The organism is Chryseobacterium sp. SIMBA_038 (assembly GCF_046535115.1).
In the GTDB taxonomy this organism is placed as follows: Bacteria; Bacteroidota; Bacteroidia; order Flavobacteriales; family Weeksellaceae; genus Chryseobacterium.
Genome location: NZ_JAWRXH010000011.1, coordinates 62,662 through 88,055, shown reverse-complemented (window position 1 = coordinate 88,055; position 25,394 = coordinate 62,662). Strand labels below are relative to the sequence as shown.

The window sequence follows — 25,394 nt, the reverse complement described above, 5'->3', positions numbered from 1 at the left end:
AATTTTTTACTATAAGTTTTAACCACGAAGATTCTAATACATAAGTGAAGAAATCCCCTGAATTATTTCAGGGGATTTTTATTTTATCTTGTCCATTTATGGAGATGCTCAATTCTTACGTTTCTTTTCATTAATGATTGAAACCTTAATTTAAGTAATACTTTTCGACCCTCGATTGTTCGGGTAAAGATTAAATTAGACGCCTCCATCATTTCGCTCCATTTGTTACAGAAAAACTCTGCACTTTTTTTATTTTTAGCAAAAATTTCAGGTAATGGATAGTAACTATTCTTCTTTATAAAAAATAAATTTCTTTTTTGCTCCAACAAATATCTTGGATTATCAACAGGAGAAATTAATTCCTGCAACGTTTGTATAAATTGAGATCTTTCATAATTGCTTCCACCTTCCAAATGACAAGCTGAGTTTTTGTAATGATCAGCTGAACTTACTACTTTAAGTTTCTCAAAAGGTGTTCTTATAATTCTTTCATTAATTAAACTTTCTACAACAATATTTCCTATTAATTCAATATGCTTTGCTATGTTTTTATATTTAAAATATTGTTGTAATGCCCTGTAAAACTTTCCACCATAGATCAAGAATCCAGCAGCTCCGAATAAAAATGCAAACCACGAAAAGCTTGTTACAGAATTAATCGATTTAGCTGATCGAAACATTCCCACCAATAAATCCCACCAAAACATAACAACAGAAGAAACAGCAATTCCTGAAAAATTTCCTATCATTTTGCCAAGATATTTCATCTTCATTTTTTCATTGTCTTTCATTTCTTCAAAAGGAATCTGTATTTCTTCGATGAGAATATTTCCTTTATCTAAAGCTATTTTCCAATGATTAGAAAGACTTTTCCTATCACTGGCAGAAGCAAATGTATTTTGATTAATTAATGAAATTTCGTGAATATTCTCAATAGTCTTGATATTTAATCTTTCAAAATTATTTTCTATGGTAGGATTGTCTTTACTTGAAATTCCTACAAAAGTTTTAAATCGTTTTCTTACAATATCAAAATCTTGTCCGCCATTTTCGCTATTTTCATCAAAACATACGAGATGCCAAATGTTGCCGGTTTTATCAGGATTATCTTTTTGGGTTCTTATCACCCTCCCTCTCATTTGGTTGGACAGAACGAATGAGCTTACAAAACTTGCCAAGATAAGCGCGTTCATTTTAGGAGCATCCCAACCTTCGCCTAAAAGCGATTTTGTTCCTATTAAAATTTGAATTTCACCATTTTGAAAAATTTCTGTAATAATATGCACAATATCGTGCTTTATAGACTCTGAAAGATTAACCAAAAAGTATTCGCAATCATACGAAAGCTCAGAAACAGAAACTTTTGGAATCCCTTTTTTCATACAAAGCTCATCAAATAATTCTAAGGCTGTTTTAGGAATAATTACAATACTGCCTGTTAAAACACCTATTTTTTTATGTTGAGAATTTTCTCTTCTTAATTTTTCAAAAATTGAAATAGCTCCCATCTTATCAAGATCGAAGTTATTTGTTTTTTCAGTGCTTAAATATTCTTTTTTGATAAAATCTGTAAGAATGACCATTTTCAAATCTTCCTTTAAAACAGAATACTCAAAATCTGCTATATCTTTTATCCCTTGAAGTTTTCCCATGCTTGAATTAAGAATCTGAGATAGATTTTTATTATCAAAAAAACTAACTCTTTTCTTGTCTAGAAAACCGTGTCGCCTTAATCGGTTTTCTAGATCCGTGCTATGTTCTTCGGAATCTTTAAAATCGATTCCGTCAACAAATAAATAAAAATCAAGTAATTCTTCAAACCAAAAGAAATCAAATTCCGGGATAAATTTTTGTTCGTCACCAATGATTTCAAAATGAATTTCAGGAATTTCCTTACCTCTAAAATTCATATAAACTAACCCTGAAGTATAGGAAGATACATTCTCATAGATCCATTCTAAATGCAATTGCGGATTTTGATATACAGAATGATTTTCTATTGCATTTAAAAGAACATTATCATTTTTAATTTCTTGAAAAAATTCATTAGCCTGAAGATGATATTGTTCAATTTTCAGTTGTTCCTGTTGTGTTGGCAACGTAAAATAAACTAAATCCTGATGCGGGCATAAATCTCCTTCAATCATCAATTCCGGAACTGAGATTTCAATGTCTACAGCACCATTCAATTGAATATATTTTTGCCATTCGCCGCCAGAAATATCAAAAGGAGGAGTTGCTGTAAGCGCTACAATGGTCGGGTTAATTTCAGTTTTTAAGTCTATTAAACTTCTCCACCATGCATTTTGAAGATGATGGGCTTCATCTAAAATAAAAGTTCCTACTTTCTGCTTTCTTAATTTCTTTACAACTTCTGAAATTGTATAATGGGAAGAAATTTCAGCTGTTTCTTCATCAACAATTTCTTTTACGTTATTGCAGGCAGCATGAATTCCCTGATAAGTAGTAACGGTAATAAAACTGGGATTTTTAATATCTGTAGAAATCCAATCAGGAGTGGTTTCTCTGTTGAGAAAAAGCTCACAAAATCTTTGAATCCATTGATTTCTGATGGCTAAAGTCGGCGCCATAATCAGTGCAGGTTTATTGAGCCTTAGCATTACCTCTAATCCCAAAACCGTTTTCCCAGAACCTGGAGGAGCTACAATATGAAGATGATTATCTGTAAGATATTCGTCAACATTATCAAGAAAATTTTTCTGATATTTTCTCCAATCATATTTAAATTTTAAACCTTCTGGAAACGTATTCATCCTACATTATTTTTTAAGGCTAAAATATACTTATCAATATATAAATCCTTTTCCTTCAATTTATATTGTTGAATATATCTCGGATGCTCCAGAACAGTCATTTTATCAAAAAGTTTTGCTTCTTTATTAAGTTTAGAAATAAAGTCTGCATTTTTCTTTCCTAAAATAAAGACTTCTGAGGTATCGAGATTTAAACTGATGTGTTTCCTTAAAGAATCAATCATAAAAGCTTTTACATCTTCGAAAAGCTTTTTATCATCATAATAATTGGCATTCAAGCAGCCTGTTTTTGCTTTTCTTACAATCGCTAAAGGGAAAGGAGAATTGATATAAAAATCTTTGTAAAACTCTTCTGCACCACCGTATGCTTCGATCATATCATACATAAAAACAGAAGAAATTTCGTGCGTATGGGCAGATTTCATTGTAATTCCGCAAACGCTTTCCAATCGTTTTGTATCGGTGAATGGAACGCCTGTCACTCCTGCTCCATTACGACTAGGATTAATTCCAATAATGAATTTCCTTTTGTTGGAATCGTTATAATATTTTTGATAAAACTTTTGCATGACCTCCATTGTTTCAGGATTATCCAAATATGGATTCAAGACCTGAAAACCTTCGGGAAGATCTCCTGAGTATTCCAGATTTTTATTGAACTGAACGACTTGTTCAGCGAAGGTTTTAAACATAATTTGTCGTTTAGATAAAGAAAAACTAATATAACAAAAATGCATAAAAAAATAGCTTCAAAAGTTTTTGAAGCTATTCGAAATATATTTTATGCTTAAATATCTTCTATACGAACGTAAGCAGCACCCGATAAAAACATTAGTTCTCCATAAATATTGCCCGATGTAAAGGAAAAGACACCTCCTCCCATACAGCCATTCCCAAGAGTAAAGCTCTGTCCGTTCGGTAAATTTATAATTACCTGATACCAAGTAACAAGGTCTGTATCTGCATTATCCAATGGACCTATTGTTAAATCATACACTTTATCAAAATTTTGACCAACTAAGTGCCAAAACTGCACAGGAGGATCATCAGAAAGTGCATTATTAATTTGTTGATGAGAGGTTGATTTTCCTGCCGGAAGCAATGTGGGATATTCATTATATATCAAAGGAGCGCAATTCAATAGCGGATCAGCCAAATTCATACTTATTGATACAAACGTAATATCCTGAGACGAAGCATTATCTATTTTGAAATCATTTATTTGTGAATAGTAAAATAAACTTGAGCAAAGCAAAAGTAGTAATGATATTTTTTTCATGTTAATTTAGATTTAAAGGATTAGTTTTTAGAATTGGCAATTTTTTTATTATCGAAATAGATATCTAAAGCCCAATTTATAATATCTCCTTTGTTTCCATGCGTTTTTCCATCTATTTCAGTATCACTTACATCTCTAGATTTTATGAGTTCTTTTGCAGACGGTATCAATAAATCTTTTCTCCTTTCACTTAGCTCCGGATAATTTTTCATGCGTTTTTCCTCGTCTGTTGCTCGGTTTTCTGGTCTAGTCATAATTTTCATTGCCTGTGCAAAATTTTTCATAGCATCTGTCTTATTAGCTTCCTGTGAGATTGCTAAACTTTCATTGCTACATGAAATAATTGATAATGCACTTGCAATAAATAAAATTGTTTTTTTCATGGTTAAAATTTTTAGTTTAATAAAAATATAAAATTTATAACAAATATTTCAAAAATTAGTGAATAAAAAATCCCTTCCAGTTTAAAACCAAAAGGGATTATATAAATTTTATGCTTATTTTGAATTAAATCAGTTTAAAAATAACATTCTGAATTTTTAACTCAATTATAAATACTTTACTTACATTTAGAAAAATTAATGAAATTTAATCTTTAAGAAAAATAAAGTTTTCAGGTTCATTATCCTCATCGCCGTCTACATCATCTTCGTCTCCTTCTTCACTTAAAGCCAATTCTATATCAATAAACTGAATATATAAACCACAAATATCGCCGTTGGCATCATAAGCAAAGTAAACAGGGTAACTTCCGTCACCAAAGCCACTTGCAAACATCGGAATCTGATAATTTGTATTAGGAACCGTCCAATTGATCCAATCTCCTGCTTCTCTCTGATTGTTAGGATGGTCTTTATAGCTTTGTTCGAAAATTCCGGCAAAATAATCATCGTAAACATTGTCGACATCCGTCTCAGCTACAAATTTATCTATAAATGGAAGAACTTCAGCATCAGTAATACATCCTAAACCTGCATCAACTCCGAAACCGAAAAAATCGTCTTCAGTTACTCCTTCCAATTCTTCAATTCCGATTAGAGCTTCACGATAAACAACAGGTTTCTCTTTGGTAAATTTAACTTTTACAACAGCGTATCTGTCGCCCCAATCTTCAGATTTTACCACAGCAATCGTCACAGGGAAATTTCCTTTCGGAGCCTGAATGAAATAAGGTTTTTCATTAGAACTCAGATAAACAAGCGGATCTCTCACCACCACTTTTCCGGAAGGAAGAGAAACATTTCCGATGGCCATTGTTTCCATTTTTTGTCCCAGAATTTCATTCGAAGTAAAATAGGTTTCAAGGTCTGTAGGACAAACCATGATATCTTTTACTTCTTCCCATTTTTGCATCCAGTTTTCGTTCATTATAATTTATGATTTAATTGTAAGCATTAAAAATACAGCTTATTTAGTCTACATCAAACTCTTCTTCGTCTTTTAATCCTTTAATAAATGTTTCAAAATCCTTTGCCAGAAAAATTTTCTTATAATCAGCTTCCTGATCTACATGAACGACTTCGGGTTCGCCGTCTTTACCACATTTCGAATAATCAAGCAGGATCATATCATGACCAGCAGAAGGACAATCGCCAATATACACTCCGATCGCTGGATATCCCCATTCATCGATCATAAACTGACTTCCGAGTTCTCCACAAACAGAATAGGTTTTCTCTCTTCCGATTCCCATAATTCCGGTAATTGCAACATGATCATCTGCCCAGGAATTTTCTTCTGTTGTTGGGAAACAGCTTTTTTCGACTAATCCTCCGTTTTGGATTTTCATTAATTCGATATAAGAAGCAGGAAGTTTGTAACCCAATTCGTTTTCAATTGAAGCAATCATTTCATCATCAGGAAATTCTTCGATATAATCTCTTACTGAATAACTGCTTTCACTCCAGAAATCTGTAAAGTCAAAGTCTTTGAAAAATTGTAGTTCCATATTTTATTTTAAATAAATGAGATTCTGATTTTACTGTAAAAGTAATTATCATTTTTAATTAAAACTTCTCTTTAACTAATATTTTACATAGAGTATTGTAATCCTTGTCAAGGTTTAAAACCTTGACAAGGATGGGAGCTTGCAACAGACTTCAAAATCAAAACTCAAAATCAATCATTTTTCTATGCGACGTAATAAAATTTTCTCTATTATCAAATAATTCAATAACCTCACTTCTTTTCAATAAAGTTTTAGAATGGCTTAAAATGGATTGATAGGAGGAAAAATTATATTTTGAAAAATCGCTCGCCATAGAATGATTCTGCGGATTTTGATGAATATAAATAATTGTATTAATTAAATATTCATCCGACGTAATCTGTTTTCTTTTAAATGGAGATTCTATTAAAGAGCCATGTCTGTTATTTTCCTTATTAAAAGCTTGCGAGTAAGAATTGAAAATTCGAGCAAATTGTTTTGAGAAAATATTTTGTGGTGAGTGAAGTCCTACAAATGCTTTGTCTAGGTTTCTAACTTTAATAAGGCTTTCCAACTCTACATCAGATTTTATCTTAACCAAAAGATGAAAATGATTGGACATAAGACAATATGCATATACATCACAAACAGGAATAAGAAATTCAGAAACTTTATTGAGAAAGAACAAATAATTCCGATCTGATTTAAAAATATTTTCACCGTTAATTCCACGATTATAAATATGGTAAAAACAATCTGCTTCAATGGGAGTAGTTCTAATGTCTGTCATTTGTGTGTGTGTTGTTTTAATCCTTGTCAAGGTTTGGAACCTTGACAAGGATTAAAAGTATTAAAAAAATCCCTTTCAGTAAAAACCAAAAGGGATTATAAAATTTTATTTATTTTGAATTAAATCAATCCAAACTGCTCAAAATGATGAGTGAAATGCTTTTTGTGCATCAGTTCCCACATTTCTTTATTTAATTTTCCGAAAACAAAATTCATGTGTTCAGCCTGTGGATTTTCTTTGTAATATATTGAGAATTTCTTCAAACTTTCTAAGAAAGACTGTTTTGCAGCGTCCAGATTTTTATGTCTTAATTCCAATAACTTTTCATCCTCAGCTAAGAATGGCGCAGGGAAATCTTTTGGCATCTTTCTGTGATTGTAAAGAGAATCCTGCCATTTTTCCAAGTGTTCTTCAGGAGTGAAGCATTTATCAGCTTCCGGCTCGCCAAGGCTTACCAAAACACCGTGTTCCAAATGCTCGATCATTTGTTGAGGAGACATTTTACCCCAATTTGATTGTGTATTTTCAGTTAATCCATTGACTATTTTTTGAACATTTTTAAGCTCGATAAAAGGAGAATGCTTTGCTACCAATGTTAAAATCGTCGCTACACAAACTACTTCTTCTCTCTGATTCACAACTTCAACCAGCCATTTCACCACACCGGAAGGAATATTTCTTCCTTTTACTCCTCTGTTGATTTTTTCTTTCGCTGTTAAATAAACCGTAATCGTATCTCCCGCATAAACAGGCTTGAAGAACGAACAGTTTTCTAATCCATAGTTCGCGATAACAGGTCCTTTTTTCCCTGAAACGAACAAACCAGCTGCCGCAGAAAGGATGAAATATCCGTGAGCCACAGTTTTATCGAAAATAGTTCCTGTCAAGCTTGTTGCATCTGTGTGTGCATAGAAATGATCCCAAGAAACATTAGAGAAATTAACAATATCTGCATCAGTAACTGTTCTTCCTGCTGTTTCCAACGAATCTCCCACCTCAACATCTTCAAAATATTTCTGGAAAGGATGTTTATCTGCATATTTTTTCTCTGCACCTTGCTGATATACTTTCGTAATAGCCGTCAAAATATCCGGAGAACCTTGAATTGCTGTTTTTTGAAGGAAGAAATGAAGACCATTCAATCCTCCCATTTCTTCACCTCCTCCTGCTCTACCAGGACCTCCGTGCATTAAAGTCGGAAGTGGAGAACCATGACCTGTGCTTTCTTTCGCATTATCTCTGTTTAACACGAAAATTCTACCGTGCTGAGAAGCCATTTTCCAAGAAGTTTCTGCTACGAATTTCTCATCGTGAGAAACAATAGAGCCTACCAAACTTCCTTTTCCTCTTTTTGCCAAGGCTGCCGCTTCTTCTGCATCTTTGTAAGGCATCAACGTAGAAACCGGTCCGAAAGCTTCAACATCGTGAGAGATATTTTTAGTAAACGGAGAATCATTTAAGAATAACTTTGGACTCATAAATGCACCATTTTCATAGTCTGCATCTACAAGCTCGTGTTTTCCGTCGTATATAAGTTCGTTTTCAGTTTTCAAAATATTTATTTTTCTAAGAACCTCATCATACTGTTGTTTTCCAACCAAAGAACCCATTCTTGTATCTCTGCTTAACGGGTTTCCGATTTTAGTTTGATCTAAAGCTTTAGACAAAGCATTTTGAACATCCCCGATTAAGTTTTCAGGAACAATAATTCTTCTGATCGCTGTACATTTCTGACCTGCTTTTGTTGTCATTTCTGTACGAACTTCTTTGATGAACAAATCAAACTCAGGAGTTCCCGGTTTTGCATCCAATCCAAGAATTGAACAGTTCAAAGAATCTGCTTCCATATTGAAACGAACAGAATTTCCTGAAACAGACGGCAAAGCTTTTAATTTTCTACCTGTTGTTGCAGAACCTGTGAACAATACAGAATCTCCATCCTGAACATAATCCAGAATATTTCCCGGCTCCCCGCAAACCAGTTGAAGCGCTCCTTCAGGAAGAACTCCACTTTCAATCATATCCTGAAAAACTGCGTTGGTCAAATAAGAACCAAAAGGAGATGGCTTCACAATAGAAGGAACACCCGCCAATAATGAAGTTGATAATTTCTCCAACATTCCCCAAACAGGAAAGTTATACGCATTGATTTGCACAGAAACTCCTTCACTAGGCGTTAGAATATGAGTTCCCAAGAAAGTTCCGTTTGCAGAAATTTTCTGAGTTTCCCCATCTACCCAAAACGGAGTGTTCGGAAGCATTCTTTTTGCCAATCCTGAATACGTAAAGAACGTACCAAAACCTCCTTCAATATCTACCCAAGAATCTGCGTGAGTTGCCCCTGTTTTATATGATAATTCGTAATATTTTTTCTTTCTCTCTAAAAGGTAAAGCGCCACTTTTTTCAACATTTCTCCACGATCGTAGAACGTCATGGATGAAAGATTTTTGTAACCAACTGTTCTTCCGTAATCTAGAGCCTGTTCAAAATTAAGCCCTTCCGTATCCGAAACAGCAACCTGCTCTCCCGTCACGGCATTGTATAAAGGAATTCCGTTTCCGGAACCTTCGATCCATTCTCCGTGGATATAGTTTTTTAACTTTTCCATATAGTTTTTTACTTTTTACTTAAATTTAATTTTTTGACTATGTTTCTAATAATAAGATAAGGCACAAAAATTATCACCCAAAAATCTATTATTAAAACGAACTCAATAAATACTGTGTAGAAGAAATCTTTACGTTTAAGACTTTCAATTACTTTATCTGATTCAACATGTTCTAAAGTATCTGAGATTCCGATTGATTCTCCTAACAAATGAAATCCAAAAACATTAATTATGATTAAAATGATCAATATTAAAAACCAATATTTCTTTAAAACATTTATCATTTTAACATTAATTTATTTCGGTTCCTTATAAGGAAACAATTTCACCAATCCTTCATACAAACTTCTGTGAAGAATAGTTGCATGATTATCTCCTTCCATCATTTTATATTCTACCGTCCAGTTTTTCTTGTTTGATTTCTTTAGAACATCATAGAAATCTTCTGCATCTTTTACCATCACAGGATGTTCGCCTTTTCCCACAGAAACATAAACGAATTTTTTAGTATCCGGAATTTTGGATAATAATTGATTGGACTGTTTCAAAAGACTTTCATCATCCCACCACAAACTTGGACTGATAATGAAATAGTTATTAAACATTTCAGGTTTTTTCAACAATATTTCTGTTGCTAAAAGTCCACCAAGAGATTGACCAAATAAGTATTTATCAGTTGTTTTAAACTGACTTTCTATATAAGGTTTTAATTCTTTTTCCAGGAAATTAATAAATTTATCAGAATGTCCCGTCGTAGGGTAATCTTTCTGTAAATCTTTTAAATCGGTATGAAACGTGAAATCTCTTTTTCGATCAATATTAGCGATTCCAACCACGATTGTTTCCGGCATTGCATACATTTGATTAAAAAACTGAACTAATCCTGTAACATGGATAAAGTCTTCATTCATACTCCCATCCAGAAGATAGATGATCGGATAAGATTTCGTTTTATCAAATCCTAGCGGAAGATAGATGTTTAAAATTCTGCCTTCATTTAAAATTTTAGACTTTATTGTTCTGATTTCTCCAATATTCAATGGTTTCACATTTCCTTTTTGGGCTAAAACCATAGATTGAAATGTAAATATAATACTGCAGAAAATTAGAAGTTTTTTTAACATATTAAATTTTGTAAGGTGAGGTTATTTTACATCATCCCAAATGCTGTAATCAACAACTTTCGTAGGGATCTGCTCAACATATTCTGTAAACGGTTCGCAAGGAAGAATTGCATCTTTGCCTTCTCTTGCCAACTCCTGATAAAGCTTTGTTCCTTCTGTTTTCCATTTAATCATTTCATCAGAAACATCACGAATGATTTTTGCAGGACTTCCAACGATTAATTTTCTTGCATCACATTTGAAGTTCGCGGGAACGAAAGCCAAAGCTCCAATAATACATTCATCACCGATAACGGCTTTGTCCATCACCACTGCATTCATTCCAACCAAACAATTTTTACCGATGTGTCCTGAATGAATAATTGCACCGTGACCGATGTGCGCACCTTCTTCTAAAATGGTTTCAATCCCCGGAAAAACATGAAGCGTACAGTTTTCCTGAACATTGGCTCCGTCTTTGATGATAATTTTACCCCAGTCGCCACGGATCACCGCATTGGGACCGATATAAACTTCTTCGCCAATTTCTACATTTCCAATAATTACCGCTTGTGGATGAACGTATGCGGATGGTTTGATAATGGGACGAATTCCGTGATATGAGTAAATATTCATTTTATTTAGTTTTTATTATTAATTTCTTTTGTCTTGAAACAAAAGAAACAAAAATTCAAGACTGTAAACTTTTATGCTACAAATTGAAAAATTTCCTAAAAAGTTTAAAACTCGCTTCGCTCAAACATAAAACTTTTCTTAACGGTAATTTTGAAATTTGCTTAACGCTAAAAGTTTAGATGTCGTTTTAGACACGTTCGATTACCATTGCATAGCCTTGTCCGACACCGATACAAAGCGTACATAATGCATATTTTTTATTTTGTTTTTGAAGTTCAATCGCTGCAGAACCTATTATTCTTGCTCCTGAAACTCCAAGTGGATGACCAATTGCGATTGCTCCTCCATTTGGATTTACTCTTGAATCGTCATCTTTCAATCCTAAACTTCTAGTCACCGCTAAAGATTGAGCGGCAAACGCTTCGTTCAATTCAATAACATCTATATCGTCTAAAGAAAGGTTTAATCTTTTCAATAATTTTTGAGTCGCTTCAACAGGTCCGATTCCCATAATTCTTGGCTCAACACCTGCAACAGAAGATCCTAAAATCTTAGCTTTTGGTTTTAAACCATATTTTTTTACAGCTTCTTCGCTTGCTAAAATTAAAGCAGCTGCTCCGTCATTCATTCCTGAAGCATTTCCTGCTGTTACCGTTCCTTCTTTTCTGAAAGCCGGACGAAGTTTTCCTAATCCTTCCATTGAAGAAGTCGGTTTAATAAATTCGTCTTTATCGAAAATTTTTGGATCACCTTTTTTCTGTGGAATTTCAACTTTTATAATCTCTTCTGCCAATCTTCCACTTTGCTGAGCTTTGGTTGCTTTTTGCTGAGACCAAAGAGCAAATTTATCCTGATCTTCACGGCTGATGTTATGCATATCTGCTAAGTTTTCAGCAGTATCTCCCATTCCGTCAACGCCGTATAATTCTTTCATTTTTGGATTTACAAACCTCCATCCGAAAGTCGTATCAAACATCTGGCTATCTCTCCCAAAAGCTGCGCTTGGTTTTGACATTACATAAGGTGAACGCGTCATGTGCTCGACTCCACCTGCAATGTAGATTTCACCTTCTCCTGAAGCAATTGAACGGAAAGCATTTGCTACCGCCGACATTCCGGAAGCACACAGTCTGTTTACCGTTTCACCACCTATTTTATAAGGAAGTCCAGCCAATAAAAGTCCCATTCTTGCGACGTTTCTGTTGTCTTCACCTGCCTGGTTTGCGCATCCGAAAATAACATCCTCTATTTCTTCAACTGGAACTTCAGGATTTCTTGCAACAATTTCTTTAAGCACAACTGCTGCCAAATCATCGGCTCTAACTTCTGATAAACCTCCCTGTAATTTTGAAATAGGAGTTCTGATGTAATCTATGATATATACGTTGTTCATAATGTTTTTTAATATAATAATTTAGCAATGCTAAATTGACTGTTTATTTTTTATACCGCTTACTAATTTTTCAAAATTCCTTCATGCCAAGACATCCACAATAAATAATTATTAACTGTCTTAATTCCCTCTTCATCAATCCAAAAATGATTTTCTTTTAAATATTTTTCGGATAGGTTTTCAATTTCTTTGGATGTAAATTGTGAATGCTCAGATTTATTCCAAATGATATTGAAAGTATCAGTTCGCATATCTTCAAACTCTTTTAAAATTTCATCGAAATTTTTAAGATTATTATCTTCGAAATAACTTTTCATCTTTTCTCCTTCAATGGAAAAAGTACTTGAAAACTTTTTTAAAATTTTATTCTTATCCAATTTATCTTTAAAGCTCTACTACTTTTTTTCCGATTTTATAAACTGTTCCGACGAATTTTGCAATCAATTCATCGTTTTGATTGGTAATTTTAATATCGAAAACAGCAGTTTTTCTGGTGTCGTTTACCAAAATGCTTTCTGCTCTGAAAACATCGCCTTCTTTTCCGGCTTTCGTAAAATTGATGATACAATTCAATGCAACGGCAGCGTCTCCGGTGTTGTTGGACGAAAATGCCAATGCAGAATCCGCAAAAGCAAACGTAACGCCTCCGTGAACGGTTTTCAACCCATTAATCATATCTTTTTTAATGGGCATTTCCAGTAAACAATAGTTTTCTTTGATTTCGATCATTTTGATATCCATCCACTGGGAAAAATAATCCTGATCGAACATATATTCTGCAACTTGTCTTGGATTCATTTCTAATTTAAGTTTGTTATTTCTTCATATAATTCTTCAACCAACTTCTCATAAATACTCATCGTTTTACCAAGAATTATCTGCTCGTATGAAAGATTTTCTGAATTTGATAGATTAGATTCATTTTGATAAAGAGCATTTAAGTCAATACCATTTTCATTAGCCAATCTTTTGATCAGCTCTTTATATTTTTCATTAAATTTTCCTAATAACTCAAGTCTTTCCTGATCATCATCAATCGAAGAAAGTTCCTGAATGATATATTCTTTTTCAATGATAAGCCTTGTTTCTAATTCGGCTCTGAATCCATCTATATCCATTTTTACAATTTTTTCAACAAAGAGCTTTGTCTATATCTCTCTTCCTGATATTCTTCGTAAAGATTTTGCAGGGTTTCGGAGATTTTTGCATATCCGATTTCTTTTCCCCAAGCCAATAATCCTTTTGGATAATTTACGCCTTTCTGCATTGCCAATTCAAGATCTTCATCGTTGGCAATACCTAATCTTTTTGCTTCAACCGCTTCATTGATCAACATTGAAATAATTCTCAAAAATATTTGTTGATAAAGAGCATCGTTTTTTTCTGCAACAAGTTTTTCTGCGCCTTCATTATAATCGTAGAAACCTTTTCCTGTTTTTCTGCCGTGAAGCTTGGCTTCAGACATTCTTTGTTGAAGAAGAGATGGTTTATATTTCGGGTCGTAGAAATATTCCTTGTAAACCGTTGTGGTTACTGAGAAATTTACATCAACACCAATTAAATCCATTAATTCAAAAGGTCCCATTTTGAAGTTTCCGATTGTTTTCATTGCGTCGTCAACCTGTTCTATAGTTGCGATGTTTTCTTCAACAATTCTCAATCCTTCACCGTAGTAAGGACGAGCAATTCTGTTGACGATAAATCCGGGAATATCTTTAGCAATAACTGGAGTTTTGCCCCAATCTTTCATCAGATTGTAGATTTTTTCCGCTAAAGTTTTTTCTGTTAATAAAGATGGAATGACCTCAACTAAAGGCATTAAAGGAGCCGGATTGAAAAAATGAATTCCGATGAAACGCTCCGGTTTTTGTAATTCCGCACCAAGGGAGGTGATGGAAATAGATGATGTATTAGAACCAATAATACAGTTTTCTGAAACGTAAGTCTCTAATTCTGTGAAAACTTTGGTTTTGATTTCTTTGTTTTCGATAATGGCTTCGATCACTAAATCAGAATCTTTTAAATCCTGTAAAGTTTCACCTTTAACGATATTATTTCTGATTTCTGTGGCTTTTTCCTGAGAAATTTTAGCTTTTTCAACTAACTTATTTAATGTTTTCTCTAAGCCTGAAAGTGCTTTATCAATTTGCGGAGTATTTGCATCGAATAAAACAACTTTGCAACCCGCTGTTGCAGCCACCTGAGCGATTCCTACGCCCATAGTTCCTGCACCAATAATTCCGATATTTTTCATTAATTTATAGATGTTAGAATCTAGAAGTTAGAAGTTAGATTTTTTACCTGCTAATTTCTAACCTCTAATTTCTAATTTCTATAATATTATTTTCCTTTATAATTAGGCTTTCTTTTTTGTAAAAAGGCGCTTACTCCTTCTTTGAAATCTTCTGTTTCAGCAGCTTCCTGCTGTAGATCTCCTTCTAATTCAAGTTGTTCTCTCAGAGTATTTGTATAAGACTGAGCGAAAGCTTTTTTAGTCAATTTAATCGCTGCAGTCGGCATATTTGACATTTTTTCAAGGATTTCCATTGATTTTGGAGCGAATTCTTCTTCATTGAAAATTTCAGCAACCAAACCGTAAGATTTTGCTTCATCAGCAGATAATCTTTTCCCTGTGAATGCTAAATAATTTGCCAATTGTCTTCCTAATAATTTTGGTAAGAAATACGTTCCTCCCGTATCAGGAATCAAGCCGATATTTGAAAATGCCTGAGCAAAATATGATTTATCAACCGCTAAAACGAAGTCACAGATTAATGCCAACATCGCACCAGCTCCTACTGCAGGACCATTTACCAATGCAACAACCGGTTTTTTGCAACGTGTAATTTCTGTCACCAAAGGATTGTAATAATCTACTACAATCTTTCTGATGATATCGTTATCATGATGTTCGTTGCCTTGTACGAAAGCATCATCCAGGTTTTGACCTGAGCAAAAAGCTCTTCCTCTTCCTGAAATTGCCACGCATCTTACTGTTTCGTCATCGCTACATTCTTTAATAAAATCTTTTAAATCTGATAAAGAAGGCTTTGTAAGCGCGTTCATTGTATCGGGTTGATTGAGGTAAGCGATTTTTAGCTTTCCTTCAAAATGCGTTTCAATATCAAGTTGTGTATACATGGTTTTAAATTTAATGATTAAAGAATTAAAAAATTACACTGCTCTAATTTAACAATATTAAATAACCTAGCAATGCACCATTTTAATGACATTTAAAATAATCAAAAGGCTCTAAACAGTCTAAACACTGATAAGAAGCCTTGCATAATGTAGATCCGAATCTGCTGATCTGTTTTGAATGCATGGAACCACAACGCGGGCATTTTTTCGGTTTCCCGATGTGATGTTCGTCTGCTCCTTTTTCGGGAGGTGAAATTCCGTACACACGAAGTTTTTCTCTTGCTTCATCTGTCAACCAATCTGTTGTCCAAATCGGAAACATTTTGGTGACTACTTTTGCATCCCAACCGTTTTCTTTCATGATTTTCATGATGTCTTCCTCAATGGTAAACATAGCAGGACAGGCAGAATAAGTCGGCGTAATCGTTACTTCACAAGAATTCTCGCTCGTAATTTTCGCTTCTCTTACAATACCTAATTCCACGATATTGATTACTGGAATTTCCGGATCGGGGACTAATTCTAATATTTCTAAAGGATTTTTCAATCTTCTTTTTATCTGAAAGTTTTATTTTAACGCAAAGTGCGCAAAGATTTTTTTAAACTACTAAACGTTTTTAAGTTCGCAAAGGCGTTTCACTTAGCAAAGTCCAAAAAAAAAAATTACCAAGTACAACCCGGATACGCTCTCTGCATATACTGCAACTCACAAAGCATAAATCCGAAATATTCTGTGTGATATCCCGTTCTTGATTTTGGCTGCATAAAAGGATTTGCAGGATATTCTAAACCAAAATCTGCAAAATCTTTTTGTGTAATAGCTAGGAAATCTTCATAAAGAGCATCAACATTTGGAGCGATATTTAAAGCAATTAAATCATCTTCTCCTTCCACTTTTGCGAATAAACCTTTTGTGTATTCCCAAATATTTTCAAGAGATTTTACCAAACGAGCTTTACTTTCTTCTGTTCCCTGAGCAAAAATTTTCATCCAAGATGCAGCGTGAGTATAGTGGTATCTTACTTCTTTCAATGATTTTTGAGCAAGAGCAGAAAGTTCTTCATCCGCAGAATTTGATAATGCCTCGTACATCAATTTCTGATATACAGCAAATACATACACTTTAAGAATCGTCTGCGCGTAATCTTCATTCGGAAGTTCAACCCAATGTGCATTTACGTATTCGTGCTCGTATCTCAAAAATGCTAAATCATCTTCACTTTTTCCGTTATCAGCAACTCTTGAAGCGTAAACATAAAAGTTATTTGCCTGCCCAAGTTCGTCCAATGCGATGTTTGTTAAGGCAATATCTTCCTCTAAATAAGGACCTTCGCCACACCATGCAGACAATCTTTGTCCCATGATGAAACTGTCATCAGCAAACTTTAATAAATAATTATATAATGGATTCATTTTTTATAGAATTTAGAAATTAGAGGTTAGAAATTAGACTAAATTCTAGAATCTAACTTCTAACTTCTTTATTACATGTTTTTTACATCGTTAGGAATATCGTAGAACGTCGGGTGACGGTACAATTTATCATCAGCCGGATCAAAGAAAGCTTCTTTATCAATTCCTTCTGAAGTCACAATATATTTACTTGGTACAACCCAAACAGAAGTCCCTTCTTTTCTTCTTGTATAAACGTCTCTTGCGTTCTGTAAAGCCATTTCTGCTGTTGGCGCCTGTACTATTCCAACGTGTTTGTGAGATAATCCCGGTTTAGTCTGAATAAACACTTCCCACATATCTAAATTTGCCATAGTCAAATTTTAAATTCTAAGTTTTGAATTATTTTAAACTTTAATTTTTGAACCATTAAGGACAATTAAGTTGTTAAGAATATTAAGTTTAGCTTCGCATTTAGATTTACAATCACAATGATTTATCTTAATTAAACTAAACTCCTAAACAAATCTTAATGGTTTAAATTAAATATTATATTACTTCTTTTTGTTGTTTCTCTGCAAAAGCAATCGCTGCCTCTTTTACCCAAAGGTTTTCTTGTTGCGCTTTCACTTTTGTCTGTAATCTTTTCTTATTACAAGGTCCATTTCCTTTTAAGATCTCCATGAATTCATCCCAAGGAAGTTCTCCGAAATCATAATGTTGTCTTTCCTCATTCCATTTCAGGTCTTTATCAGGCATGGTTAATCCTAAAAATTCAGCCTGAGAAACGGTAACGTCGATAAATCTCTGACGAAGACTGTCGTTACTTTCTCTTTTTACTCTGTAATTCATAGAGATTTTAGAGTTTGGCGAACTGTCATCATTAGGTCCAAACATCATTAAAGCTGGCCACCAGAAACGGTTTAACGAAGCCTGAGCCATTTCTTTCTGCTGTTTTGTGCCACGGCAAAGTGCCATCAAAATCTCATAACCCTGTCTTTGGTGGAAAGATTCTTCTTTACAGATTTTCACCATCGCTCTTGAATAAGGACCGTAAGAATTTCCCATCAACATTACCTGATTCATGATTGCAGCACCATCAACCAACCAACCGATAGCACCGATATCTGCCCAGCTTAATGTTGGATAATTGAAAATACTTGAGTATTTCGCTTTGCCTTCCAACATATCATCGTAAGTCGCATCTCTATCAGCTCTGATGGTTCCGTTTCCTAGAGTTTCAGTAGCAGAATAAAGATATAAACCGTGACCGGCTTCATCCTGAACTTTAGCTAAAAGAGCCATTTTTCTTCTCAATGAAGGTGCTCTTGAAATCCAGTTCGCTTCCGGCAGCATTCCGACAATCTCAGAATGCGCGTGCTGTGAAATCTGACGAACCAATAATTTTCTGTAATCATCGGGCATTACATCTTTTGGTTCTACTTTATTTTCGTCGTGAACGTATTGAACAAATTTTTCTAAGTCCATCTTTTTTTAGTTTTAATAATGAAAAAAATTCATTAAAAATTAAACATCATAATTAAGCATCACCACATTGGTTGTCGGGTGACATTGGCAAGTAAGAACAAATCCTCTTGCTACCTCGTCTTCGGTAAGCGCGAAATTTTTCTCCATGAAAACTTCCCCTTCCAAAACCTGCGCTTTACACGTACAACAAACTCCTCCTTTGCAAGCAAAAGGTACTGGAAGATTGTCTTTCAATGCTTTATCTAAGATACTCTCTTTTTTAGAATTAAGGTGGAACGAATATTCATCATCATCGATAATGACCGTTACCATACTTTCTATGTTGGCAATTGCTTTGAATTCATCGCTCATTTCCTCAGAATTTTCGTCGTCAGGAGCGGTGAAATATTCAAATAAAACCTGAATTGCAGGTACTTTTTTCTCTTTCTTTAAATAATCTGCGATCCCTTTAATCATTTCTGCAGGTCCGCAAATGAAAAATGTAGATTCTTTAACATCGATATCTGCATATCTTTCAAATAATAAGTCTAATTTTTCAGGAGAAATTCTTCCTTCAAAAATCGGGTCTTCATGTTGCTCACGGCTTACTAAATAAACAACTTTCAGTCTTCCATTAAAAGTTTCAACCAATTTGTCGATTTCAGCCTTTTTCATCACGTGATTCATGCTTCTGTTGCTGTAGAACAGATAAGCATTAGAATTCGGTTCCTGATAAAGACTTTCTTTAATATTCGACAACACCGGAGAAATTCCGCTTCCTGCCGCCAAACCAACGTAAGTTTTCACGTTTGTCGGGTGATAAGACGTATGAAAACCGCCCATCGGAGGCATCACTTCAAGAACTTCATCCATGTGAAGATGTTCGTTGAAATAACCCGAAACTTTTCCATTTTCTAAAAGCTTAACCAATACTTCCAGCGTGTTGCTTTTTTCACTTGGAGCATTGCAGATAGAATAAGAACGTCTCTCTTCGTTTCCGTCGATCATCATTCGGAAGTTAAGATACTGCCCCTGCTTGAATCTGAATTTATCTTTCAGTTCCTCAGGAATTTCAACGGCTACATTTACAGCATCGTTGGTATCTTTCTGAACCCTTACAGTTTTTAATTTATAAAATGAATTCATTTTGTTTTAAGTATTCTATTAATTTTTCCACCTTCGCACTTAGGCAAACTGTCCTGAGCATGAATTTTCACTTTTGTGGTAATTCCTACTCGTTTTTTTATTTCGTTTTCTATACTTTTTCCAAAGTTTCCGACAAAAATAGCATAATCATCGGTATTTATTTCAATTTGTTTGGCTCTCACAAATTCATCATCAATTTCCAGATCAATATCCAATGCAACACACATTTGTTCTTTCTCAATTGGTGTTAAATAATAATTCGGAACCACTCCTTCCACATGAGAAAATGCTTCTTCAATCTGACTTGGATATACATTTACCCCTCTTACAATCAGCATATCGTCGACTCTTCCAAGAATTGGTTTCATTTTAACCATGCTTCTTTTCGAGTTTTCTTCATAATAAAGACCTGTGATATCATTCGTCCAATAACGTAAAAGCGGCATTGCTTTTTTCGTTAAAGTCGTAATCACCAAAACACCTTCTTCGCCAAAAGGAACCGGCTGTTTTGTAATCGGATCTAAAATTTCAGGATAAAAATGGTCTTCCCAAATGTAAGAACCACCTTTTTCCTCAAAATCTTCCATCGAAACTCCGGGTCCGATAATTTCACTTAAGCCATAAATATTGGTAGCGTGAACTCCCAATTTTTCTTCAATATGATGTCTGATAATCTCCGTCCACGGCTCTGAACCTAAAACGGCATATTTTAAACTGATTTCGTCTGCCGAAATTCCTCTTTTAGCAAATTCATCAGCAATTGTTAAAGCATAAGACGGTGAGCAACAGATCACTTCAGGTTTAAAATCTATAATTAAATCAACCTGTCTCGTTGTCATTCCTCCTGAAATTGGAAGGACACTCATCCCTAATTTTTCTGCTCCGTAATGAAGTCCAAGTCCGCCCGTGAAAATTCCATATCCATAGGCGTTGTGTAACTGCATTCCCGGTTCTGCTCCCGCTGCATTCAATGATCTTGCTACCACTTCACTGAATAAATCAACATCTTCTTTTGTATATCCTACCACCGTTGGTTTTCCTGTTGTTCCGCTTGAACAGTGAATTCTTTGCAATTCATTCTTTGGAACAGTAAATAATCCGAACGGATAATTGTCTCTTAAGTCCTGTTTGTAAGTAATCGGAAGTTTCGTAATATCTTCAATTGTCCTTATTTCCTGTGGAGATATTCCTAATTCATCAAATTTTCCTTTATAAAAATCCGACTTCTCCTCAAGATAACCCACCAAATTCACCAATCTTTCCGACTGGAGCTGTTTCAATTGGTTAAGATTTAAATATTCAACATCAAACTTCATGACTAACTAACATTTGTTAGGTGTAAATTTAAAAAGAATTTGGGAGGTGACAAAATTTTTATGACTTTCGTCATATTTTGAATGATTCTAAATAATGAAACAAATAATTATTAAAGGGATCATATTATTTAAAATATGTAAAAATAAAGCATACGAGAATCCGTAGTTTAATCTGACAAAACTTAAAATAAATGCTGAAATAAAGTGAGGTAACATTATAAATATTGAAAACAGTAAGTAATTTGCGCTTTCCATATCATAATTAGCAATATGCATAAAAGCAAATAATAGGCTATAACTATACACTATAACTTCTAATCTTTTGTTGTAAAAATTTTCAAAAATAATATGATACTTCCTAACGATCAACCACACTAAAAAACCGAATAAACATGATATTATTACCCTTAAAATAAAATAATGCTGTACATCAAAATGATCATCTAAATGGAAAAATCTGTTTACAATAAAAAAAGAAATAATTGTTGCAGAAAAAGAGAAGTTTATATTAGAGAAAAGTAGAGGTAGCCTAAATGCAATTTCTTCTATCAATGGACTCAGTAGACAGGCAACTAAAATAAAATATAAACTAGTTTCATCATCTCCAGATACACCTTCCATTGGAATATTTACAAAATATGGAGTAATAAGAGAAATCGTAATTCTTAAAACAAAACCAAAGATAAATAATGATAAAAGTTCTAAACTATTTCTTATAAATGATTTAGAAAGCTTATCTATTTTTGGTTTGTAAATAAAACTAAAAAAGCGAAACCAAATTGACAATTCCTTATCGCTTTTCATTTCCTAAAAGCCCAAAAAGAATTTTATCCCTTATTTCATCAGTAATTTCAGTAGTCGATTCTATATTTCTTTTGAACCAGAAATAAGAATTGTTTAATGTATGAAGAATAAATCTTGTCGTAAAAGTAGATGATTTGAGTTCCCAGTTTTCGGCTTGATAAATTTCAGAAATCAATTCTTCAACTTCCTGTTGATATTTTTTTCTTAATTCTACAAATTCGGGAAGTCTTTCCTCCAAATGCTTCCATTCATTAGAATAAATATGTGTGACATCGCGGTTTCTAAGAACTATTGATAAATGTTTATCAATGAATAAATTCAATTTATCTTTTGGATTGATGTCTGTGTTTTTCACCAATTGAAGTTCGTCAAAGAATTCCTGAGCGATGCCAAAACAAATCCATTCCAGAATTTCTTCTTTTGAACGGATGTGTGCATATAAAGAAGCAGCTTTAATATTAAGCTTTGTCGCCAAGTCTCTCACAGAGCTGCCCATATACCCTTTCTCTTTGAAAAGTTCTACAGCAACGTCTAGTATTTTCCTTTGTTTTTCTTTTAACTCCATCTGGTAAACGCAAAAGTAATTATTTTGATTTTAATCTGTAGTTTTTTGAGCAATAAAACCCAGAAAAGTTTTAGATTACATTTTAACACTGACGATTTTTCCATCATTTTAATCTAAATTATTACGAATCGGAAATTTTGTCGTTTTGTTTTTACTCAAAAATACATATTTCGGAAATTTTGTCTTAAATATTTGAAAATTTAATAATAGAACACTTTTTGCGATAAGCTAATCGAATTAAATGATAAATAATTGATAGCATTAAGAAACTGAGCCTTGAAATTTGGTTTCTTGATGTTTTTTAAGAAAATTAGACCAGACGTAACCATTACAAAAAATATAAAAATATGAACTTAAATCAATATACAGTAAAATCACAGGAAGCCATCCAGGCAGCACAGCAAGTTGCTATGGAATTTGGCAATCAAAGCATAGAACCTCAACATCTATTGGAAGGAATCTTTCAAATAGATGAAAATATATCGCCTTTCTTATTAAAAAAATCTGAAGCAGATGCCAATTTGGTAAGAGAGCGAAACCGTGAAAATTTAGAAAAACTTCCGAAAGTACAGGGAGGAAATATTTATCTTTCACAATCAGCAAATAAAGTTTTGTTGGATGCTCCCAACATCGCCAAAAAAATGGGTGATGAATTTGTAACGATCGAACATTTATGGCTTTCACTTTTAGAAACCAATTCTGAAGTTTCGAAAACATTGAAAGATATGGGTGTTACAAAAAGTCTTTTGGAAGGCGGAATTAAAGAATTAAGAAAAGGGAGTACCGCGACATCTGCAAGCTCAGAAGAAACGTATCAATCCTTAAAAAAATACGCTAAAAACTTCAACGAACTTGCTGCTGAGGGAAAATTAGATCCAGTTATTGGTCGTGATGAAGAAATCAGGAGAGTTTTACAGATTCTTTCAAGAAGAACGAAGAACAATCCGATCTTAATTGGTGAACCGGGTGTTGGTAAAACCGCAATCGCAGAAGGAATTGCCCACAGAATTATCAGCGGAGATATTCCTGAAAATTTAATGGATAAAACGTTGTATTCATTGGATATGGGGGCTTTGATCGCCGGTGCAAAATATAAAGGAGAATTTGAAGAAAGGTTAAAATCGGTTATCAATGAGGTTACAAAATCAGACGGACAGATTATTCTTTTCATCGACGAGATTCATACTTTGGTGGGAGCCGGAGGTGGTGAAGGTGCGATGGATGCTGCAAATATCCTTAAACCCGCTTTGGCAAGAGGAGAATTAAGAGCGATTGGTGCAACGACTTTAAATGAATATCAGAAATATTTCGAAAAAGATAAAGCGCTTGAAAGACGTTTCCAGAAAGTGATGGTGGAAGAACCGGATACTGAATCTGCAATCTCTATTCTTCGTGGAATTAAAGATAAATATGAAGCTCACCACAAAGTAAGAATCAAAGACGAGGCGATTATTGCAGCGGTGGAAATGTCTCAACGATATATTTCAGACCGATTTTTACCGGATAAAGCGATTGACCTTATTGATGAGGCTTCGGCTAAGTTGAGAATGGAAATCAATTCAAAACCTGAAGAACTGGATGTTTTAGACAGAAAATTGATGCAGATGGAAATTGAATTGGCTGCCATTTCAAGAGAAGGCAATCAAACAAAAATTGACCATTTAAAAGAAGATATTTCGAAAATTTCTGAGGAAAGAAATGAAATTAATGCTAAATGGCTTAAAGAAAAACAAAAATCTGAGGATTTAACCCAGATTAAAAAAGATATAGAATCCCTGAAATTAGAAGCAGAAAGAGCTTCAAGAGCAGGAGATTACGCAAAAGTTGCTGAAATTCAGTACGGAAAAATAAAAGAGAAGGAAGATGCTTTGCAGAAACTCGAATTGGAGATGCAAAACCATCAGAATGAATTAATTAAAGAAGAAGTAACCGCAGACAATATCTCTGAAGTTATCGGAAAATGGACAGGAATTCCTGTTACCAAATTACTTCAATCAGAAAGAGAAAAATTATTACATCTTGAAACCGAACTTCATCACAGAGTTGTAGGTCAGGAGGAAGCAATTGGTGCGGTTGCAGATGCGATCAGAAGAAACAGAGCTGGGTTAAGCGACGAGAAAAAACCAATCGGGTCATTCCTTTTCTTAGGTACGACGGGTGTTGGTAAGACTGAGCTTGCAAAAGCGTTGGCTGAGTTTTTATTTGACGACGAAAACAATATGACCAGAATTGATATGAGTGAATATCAGGAAAGACACAGCGTGTCTAGGCTTGTCGGTGCGCCTCCGGGATATGTTGGATACGATGAAGGCGGTCAGTTGACAGAAGCTGTAAGAAGAAGACCGTATTCAGTCGTGCTTTTAGATGAAATTGAAAAAGCGCATCCTGATGTTTTCAACACGTTATTGCAAGTTTTGGATGATGGTCGTTTGACGGATAATAAAGGTAGAGTTGTAAACTTCAAGAATTCAATTATCATTATGACTTCGAATTTAGGTTCGCACATCATTCAGGAAAATTTTGAAAATATTACTGAAGAAAATCAAGATCAAATTGTTGACAGAACTAAAATTGAGGTTTTTGATCTGTTGAAACAAACTTTACGTCCAGAATTCTTGAACAGAATTGATGAGACCGTATTATTCCAACCTTTAAGAAAAAAAGAAATTGGAAAAATCGTTCAGTATCAATTGAGAGGATATAATGATCTTTTGGCAAAACGAAATATTATTATGACTTCTACTCAGGATGCTGTAGATTATTTAATGAACAAAGGTTATGATCCGGCTTTCGGAGCAAGACCGTTGAAAAGAGTAATTCAACAGGAAGTTTTAAATAAATTATCAAGAGAGATTCTTGCAGGAACGGTGAATGAAGGCGATAGAATCACGTTAGATTATTTCGAAGAAACAGGTTTGGTTTTCAGACCTGCAGAAAAATAAGTAGTTTTTTTTCATATATATTATTTTTGTAATAAGTGCTGTAGACCCAATCTACGGCACTTATTTTTTTTATACAAATACTTCCAAATCCTTAATAATTTTAACCATAC

At 34.0% G+C, this 25,394-nt stretch carries 25 protein-coding genes; 1 reads left to right on the top strand and 24 read right to left on the bottom strand.

Translation table 11 applies throughout. From position 1 onward, the window contains the following. Window positions 1-83 precede the first annotated feature (83 nt). The 24 genes from SB689_RS21710 to SB689_RS21595 form a co-directional block, all read right to left on the bottom strand. Window positions 84-2,774 carry a DEAD/DEAH box helicase family protein gene (locus tag SB689_RS21710; RefSeq protein ID WP_410694169.1) on the bottom strand — a complete coding sequence of 897 codons (2,691 nt, stop codon included), beginning with the start codon at window positions 2,772-2,774 and terminating at the stop codon, window positions 84-86. Next, the gene (locus tag SB689_RS21705) at window positions 2,771-3,466 is read right to left on the bottom strand and encodes an SMUG2 DNA glycosylase family protein (RefSeq protein WP_410694168.1); all 696 of its coding nucleotides are present in this window, start codon (window positions 3,464-3,466) and stop codon (window positions 2,771-2,773) included. The genes SB689_RS21710 and SB689_RS21705 overlap by 4 nt, the downstream gene beginning before the upstream one ends. Window positions 3,467-3,561: 95 nt before the next feature. After that, entirely contained in the window at window positions 3,562-4,053 is a 492-nt protein-coding gene (locus SB689_RS21700) for a hypothetical protein (protein WP_410694167.1), read from the bottom strand. 20 nt (window positions 4,054-4,073) lie between these two features. Continuing rightward, complete coding sequence (locus SB689_RS21695) at window positions 4,074-4,436, bottom strand: hypothetical protein (protein ID WP_410694166.1); 363 nt, start codon at window positions 4,434-4,436, stop codon at window positions 4,074-4,076. 205 nt (window positions 4,437-4,641) lie between these two features. Further along, a complete protein-coding gene (locus SB689_RS21690; RefSeq protein WP_410694165.1) occupies window positions 4,642-5,421 on the bottom strand; it encodes a DUF4241 domain-containing protein in 780 nt (259 codons plus the stop codon). Between the two features lie 43 nt (window positions 5,422-5,464). Further along, entirely contained in the window at window positions 5,465-6,001 is a 537-nt protein-coding gene (locus SB689_RS21685; protein WP_410694164.1) for an SMI1/KNR4 family protein, read from the bottom strand. A 157-nt stretch (window positions 6,002-6,158) separates the two neighbouring features. Further along, window positions 6,159-6,770 carry a transposase gene (locus SB689_RS21680; protein ID WP_410694163.1) on the bottom strand — a complete coding sequence of 204 codons (612 nt, stop codon included), beginning with the start codon at window positions 6,768-6,770 and terminating at the stop codon, window positions 6,159-6,161. A gap of 119 nt (window positions 6,771-6,889) precedes the next feature. Then, window positions 6,890-9,379 carry a phenylacetic acid degradation bifunctional protein PaaZ gene (paaZ, locus tag SB689_RS21675; protein ID WP_410694162.1) on the bottom strand — a complete coding sequence of 830 codons (2,490 nt, stop codon included), beginning with the start codon at window positions 9,377-9,379 and terminating at the stop codon, window positions 6,890-6,892. A 296-nt stretch (window positions 9,380-9,675) separates the two neighbouring features. Further along, window positions 9,676-10,503: an alpha/beta hydrolase gene (locus SB689_RS21670; protein ID WP_410694161.1), complete on the bottom strand. Its 828-nt coding sequence runs from the start codon at window positions 10,501-10,503 to the stop codon at window positions 9,676-9,678. A gap of 21 nt (window positions 10,504-10,524) precedes the next feature. Then, window positions 10,525-11,118, bottom strand: coding sequence for a transferase hexapeptide repeat family protein (locus tag SB689_RS21665; RefSeq protein WP_410694160.1), 594 nt, complete (start codon window positions 11,116-11,118; stop codon window positions 10,525-10,527). A gap of 187 nt (window positions 11,119-11,305) precedes the next feature. Then, window positions 11,306-12,511, bottom strand: a complete 1,206-nt coding sequence (pcaF, locus tag SB689_RS21660) for a 3-oxoadipyl-CoA thiolase (protein WP_410694159.1) — start codon at window positions 12,509-12,511, stop codon at window positions 11,306-11,308. Between the two features lie 62 nt (window positions 12,512-12,573). Continuing rightward, window positions 12,574-12,828, bottom strand: coding sequence for a hypothetical protein (locus tag SB689_RS21655; protein ID WP_410694158.1), 255 nt, complete (start codon window positions 12,826-12,828; stop codon window positions 12,574-12,576). Between the two features lie 67 nt (window positions 12,829-12,895). Continuing rightward, window positions 12,896-13,309: a PaaI family thioesterase gene (locus SB689_RS21650; protein WP_410694157.1), complete on the bottom strand. Its 414-nt coding sequence runs from the start codon at window positions 13,307-13,309 to the stop codon at window positions 12,896-12,898. A 2-nt stretch (window positions 13,310-13,311) separates the two neighbouring features. Further along, entirely contained in the window at window positions 13,312-13,629 is a 318-nt protein-coding gene (locus SB689_RS21645; protein WP_410694156.1) for a hypothetical protein, read from the bottom strand. A 2-nt stretch (window positions 13,630-13,631) separates the two neighbouring features. Next, a complete protein-coding gene (locus tag SB689_RS21640; protein WP_410694155.1) occupies window positions 13,632-14,765 on the bottom strand; it encodes a 3-hydroxyacyl-CoA dehydrogenase NAD-binding domain-containing protein in 1,134 nt (377 codons plus the stop codon). 86 nt (window positions 14,766-14,851) lie between these two features. Beyond that, window positions 14,852-15,652, bottom strand: a complete 801-nt coding sequence (locus SB689_RS21635) for an enoyl-CoA hydratase/isomerase family protein (RefSeq protein ID WP_410694154.1) — start codon at window positions 15,650-15,652, stop codon at window positions 14,852-14,854. Between the two features lie 82 nt (window positions 15,653-15,734). Further along, the gene (paaD, locus tag SB689_RS21630; RefSeq protein ID WP_054511920.1) at window positions 15,735-16,199 is read right to left on the bottom strand and encodes a 1,2-phenylacetyl-CoA epoxidase subunit PaaD; all 465 of its coding nucleotides are present in this window, start codon (window positions 16,197-16,199) and stop codon (window positions 15,735-15,737) included. Window positions 16,200-16,315: 116 nt separating this feature from the next. Further along, the gene (paaC, locus tag SB689_RS21625; protein WP_410694153.1) at window positions 16,316-17,065 is read right to left on the bottom strand and encodes a 1,2-phenylacetyl-CoA epoxidase subunit PaaC; all 750 of its coding nucleotides are present in this window, start codon (window positions 17,063-17,065) and stop codon (window positions 16,316-16,318) included. Between the two features lie 71 nt (window positions 17,066-17,136). Continuing rightward, on the bottom strand, window positions 17,137-17,418 hold the full coding sequence (gene paaB / locus SB689_RS21620; RefSeq protein ID WP_034679196.1) for a 1,2-phenylacetyl-CoA epoxidase subunit PaaB: 282 nt from the start codon (window positions 17,416-17,418) through the stop codon (window positions 17,137-17,139). 175 nt (window positions 17,419-17,593) lie between these two features. Beyond that, on the bottom strand, window positions 17,594-18,532 hold the full coding sequence (gene paaA / locus SB689_RS21615; RefSeq protein ID WP_242803079.1) for a 1,2-phenylacetyl-CoA epoxidase subunit PaaA: 939 nt from the start codon (window positions 18,530-18,532) through the stop codon (window positions 17,594-17,596). Window positions 18,533-18,571: 39 nt separating this feature from the next. Next, the gene (locus tag SB689_RS21610; protein ID WP_410694152.1) at window positions 18,572-19,657 is read right to left on the bottom strand and encodes a 2Fe-2S iron-sulfur cluster-binding protein; all 1,086 of its coding nucleotides are present in this window, start codon (window positions 19,655-19,657) and stop codon (window positions 18,572-18,574) included. After that, window positions 19,654-20,973 carry a phenylacetate--CoA ligase family protein gene (locus SB689_RS21605; RefSeq protein WP_410694151.1) on the bottom strand — a complete coding sequence of 440 codons (1,320 nt, stop codon included), beginning with the start codon at window positions 20,971-20,973 and terminating at the stop codon, window positions 19,654-19,656. Before SB689_RS21605 ends, SB689_RS21610 begins: the two co-directional genes overlap by 4 nt. Before the next feature lie 87 nt (window positions 20,974-21,060). Further along, window positions 21,061-21,777 carry a hypothetical protein gene (locus tag SB689_RS21600; RefSeq protein ID WP_410694150.1) on the bottom strand — a complete coding sequence of 239 codons (717 nt, stop codon included), beginning with the start codon at window positions 21,775-21,777 and terminating at the stop codon, window positions 21,061-21,063. Further along, complete coding sequence (locus tag SB689_RS21595) at window positions 21,764-22,342, bottom strand: TetR/AcrR family transcriptional regulator (RefSeq protein ID WP_410694149.1); 579 nt, start codon at window positions 22,340-22,342, stop codon at window positions 21,764-21,766. Before SB689_RS21595 ends, SB689_RS21600 begins: the two co-directional genes overlap by 14 nt. Before the next feature lie 347 nt (window positions 22,343-22,689). On the opposite strand from SB689_RS21595, the gene clpB reads away from it, so the two are divergent. Then, window positions 22,690-25,284, top strand: coding sequence for an ATP-dependent chaperone ClpB (gene clpB / locus SB689_RS21590; protein WP_410694148.1), 2,595 nt, complete (start codon window positions 22,690-22,692; stop codon window positions 25,282-25,284). Window positions 25,285-25,394: the final 110 nt, after the last annotated feature.

Bases quoted from the DNA above. Each gene is read 5' to 3' on its own strand.
- SB689_RS21710 (WP_410694169.1), bottom strand. From the start codon at position 2,774: ATGAATACGTTTCCAGAAGGTTTAAAATTTAAATATGATTGGAGAAAA.
- SB689_RS21705 (WP_410694168.1), bottom strand. From the start codon at position 3,466: ATGTTTAAAACCTTCGCTGAACAAGTCGTTCAGTTCAATAAAAATCTG.
- SB689_RS21700 (WP_410694167.1), bottom strand. From the start codon at position 4,053: ATGAAAAAAATATCATTACTACTTTTGCTTTGCTCAAGTTTATTTTAC.
- SB689_RS21695 (WP_410694166.1), bottom strand. From the start codon at position 4,436: ATGAAAAAAACAATTTTATTTATTGCAAGTGCATTATCAATTATTTCA.
- SB689_RS21690 (WP_410694165.1), bottom strand. From the start codon at position 5,421: ATGAACGAAAACTGGATGCAAAAATGGGAAGAAGTAAAAGATATCATG.
- SB689_RS21685 (WP_410694164.1), bottom strand. From the start codon at position 6,001: ATGGAACTACAATTTTTCAAAGACTTTGACTTTACAGATTTCTGGAGT.
- SB689_RS21680 (WP_410694163.1), bottom strand. From the start codon at position 6,770: ATGACAGACATTAGAACTACTCCCATTGAAGCAGATTGTTTTTACCAT.
- paaZ (WP_410694162.1), bottom strand. From the start codon at position 9,379: ATGGAAAAGTTAAAAAACTATATCCACGGAGAATGGATCGAAGGTTCC.
- SB689_RS21670 (WP_410694161.1), bottom strand. From the start codon at position 10,503: ATGTTAAAAAAACTTCTAATTTTCTGCAGTATTATATTTACATTTCAA.
- SB689_RS21665 (WP_410694160.1), bottom strand. From the start codon at position 11,118: ATGAATATTTACTCATATCACGGAATTCGTCCCATTATCAAACCATCC.
- pcaF (WP_410694159.1), bottom strand. From the start codon at position 12,511: ATGAACAACGTATATATCATAGATTACATCAGAACTCCTATTTCAAAA.
- SB689_RS21655 (WP_410694158.1), bottom strand. From the start codon at position 12,828: ATGAAAAGTTATTTCGAAGATAATAATCTTAAAAATTTCGATGAAATT.
- SB689_RS21650 (WP_410694157.1), bottom strand. From the start codon at position 13,309: ATGAATCCAAGACAAGTTGCAGAATATATGTTCGATCAGGATTATTTT.
- SB689_RS21645 (WP_410694156.1), bottom strand. From the start codon at position 13,629: ATGGATATAGATGGATTCAGAGCCGAATTAGAAACAAGGCTTATCATT.
- SB689_RS21640 (WP_410694155.1), bottom strand. From the start codon at position 14,765: ATGAAAAATATCGGAATTATTGGTGCAGGAACTATGGGCGTAGGAATC.
- SB689_RS21635 (WP_410694154.1), bottom strand. From the start codon at position 15,652: ATGTATACACAACTTGATATTGAAACGCATTTTGAAGGAAAGCTAAAA.
- paaC (WP_410694153.1), bottom strand. From the start codon at position 17,065: ATGAATCCATTATATAATTATTTATTAAAGTTTGCTGATGACAGTTTC.
- paaB (WP_034679196.1), bottom strand. From the start codon at position 17,418: ATGGCAAATTTAGATATGTGGGAAGTGTTTATTCAGACTAAACCGGGA.
- paaA (WP_242803079.1), bottom strand. From the start codon at position 18,532: ATGGACTTAGAAAAATTTGTTCAATACGTTCACGACGAAAATAAAGTA.
- SB689_RS21610 (WP_410694152.1), bottom strand. From the start codon at position 19,657: ATGAATTCATTTTATAAATTAAAAACTGTAAGGGTTCAGAAAGATACC.
- SB689_RS21605 (WP_410694151.1), bottom strand. From the start codon at position 20,973: ATGAAGTTTGATGTTGAATATTTAAATCTTAACCAATTGAAACAGCTC.
- SB689_RS21600 (WP_410694150.1), bottom strand. From the start codon at position 21,777: ATGAAAAGCGATAAGGAATTGTCAATTTGGTTTCGCTTTTTTAGTTTT.
- SB689_RS21595 (WP_410694149.1), bottom strand. From the start codon at position 22,342: ATGGAGTTAAAAGAAAAACAAAGGAAAATACTAGACGTTGCTGTAGAA.
- clpB (WP_410694148.1), top strand. From the start codon at position 22,690: ATGAACTTAAATCAATATACAGTAAAATCACAGGAAGCCATCCAGGCA.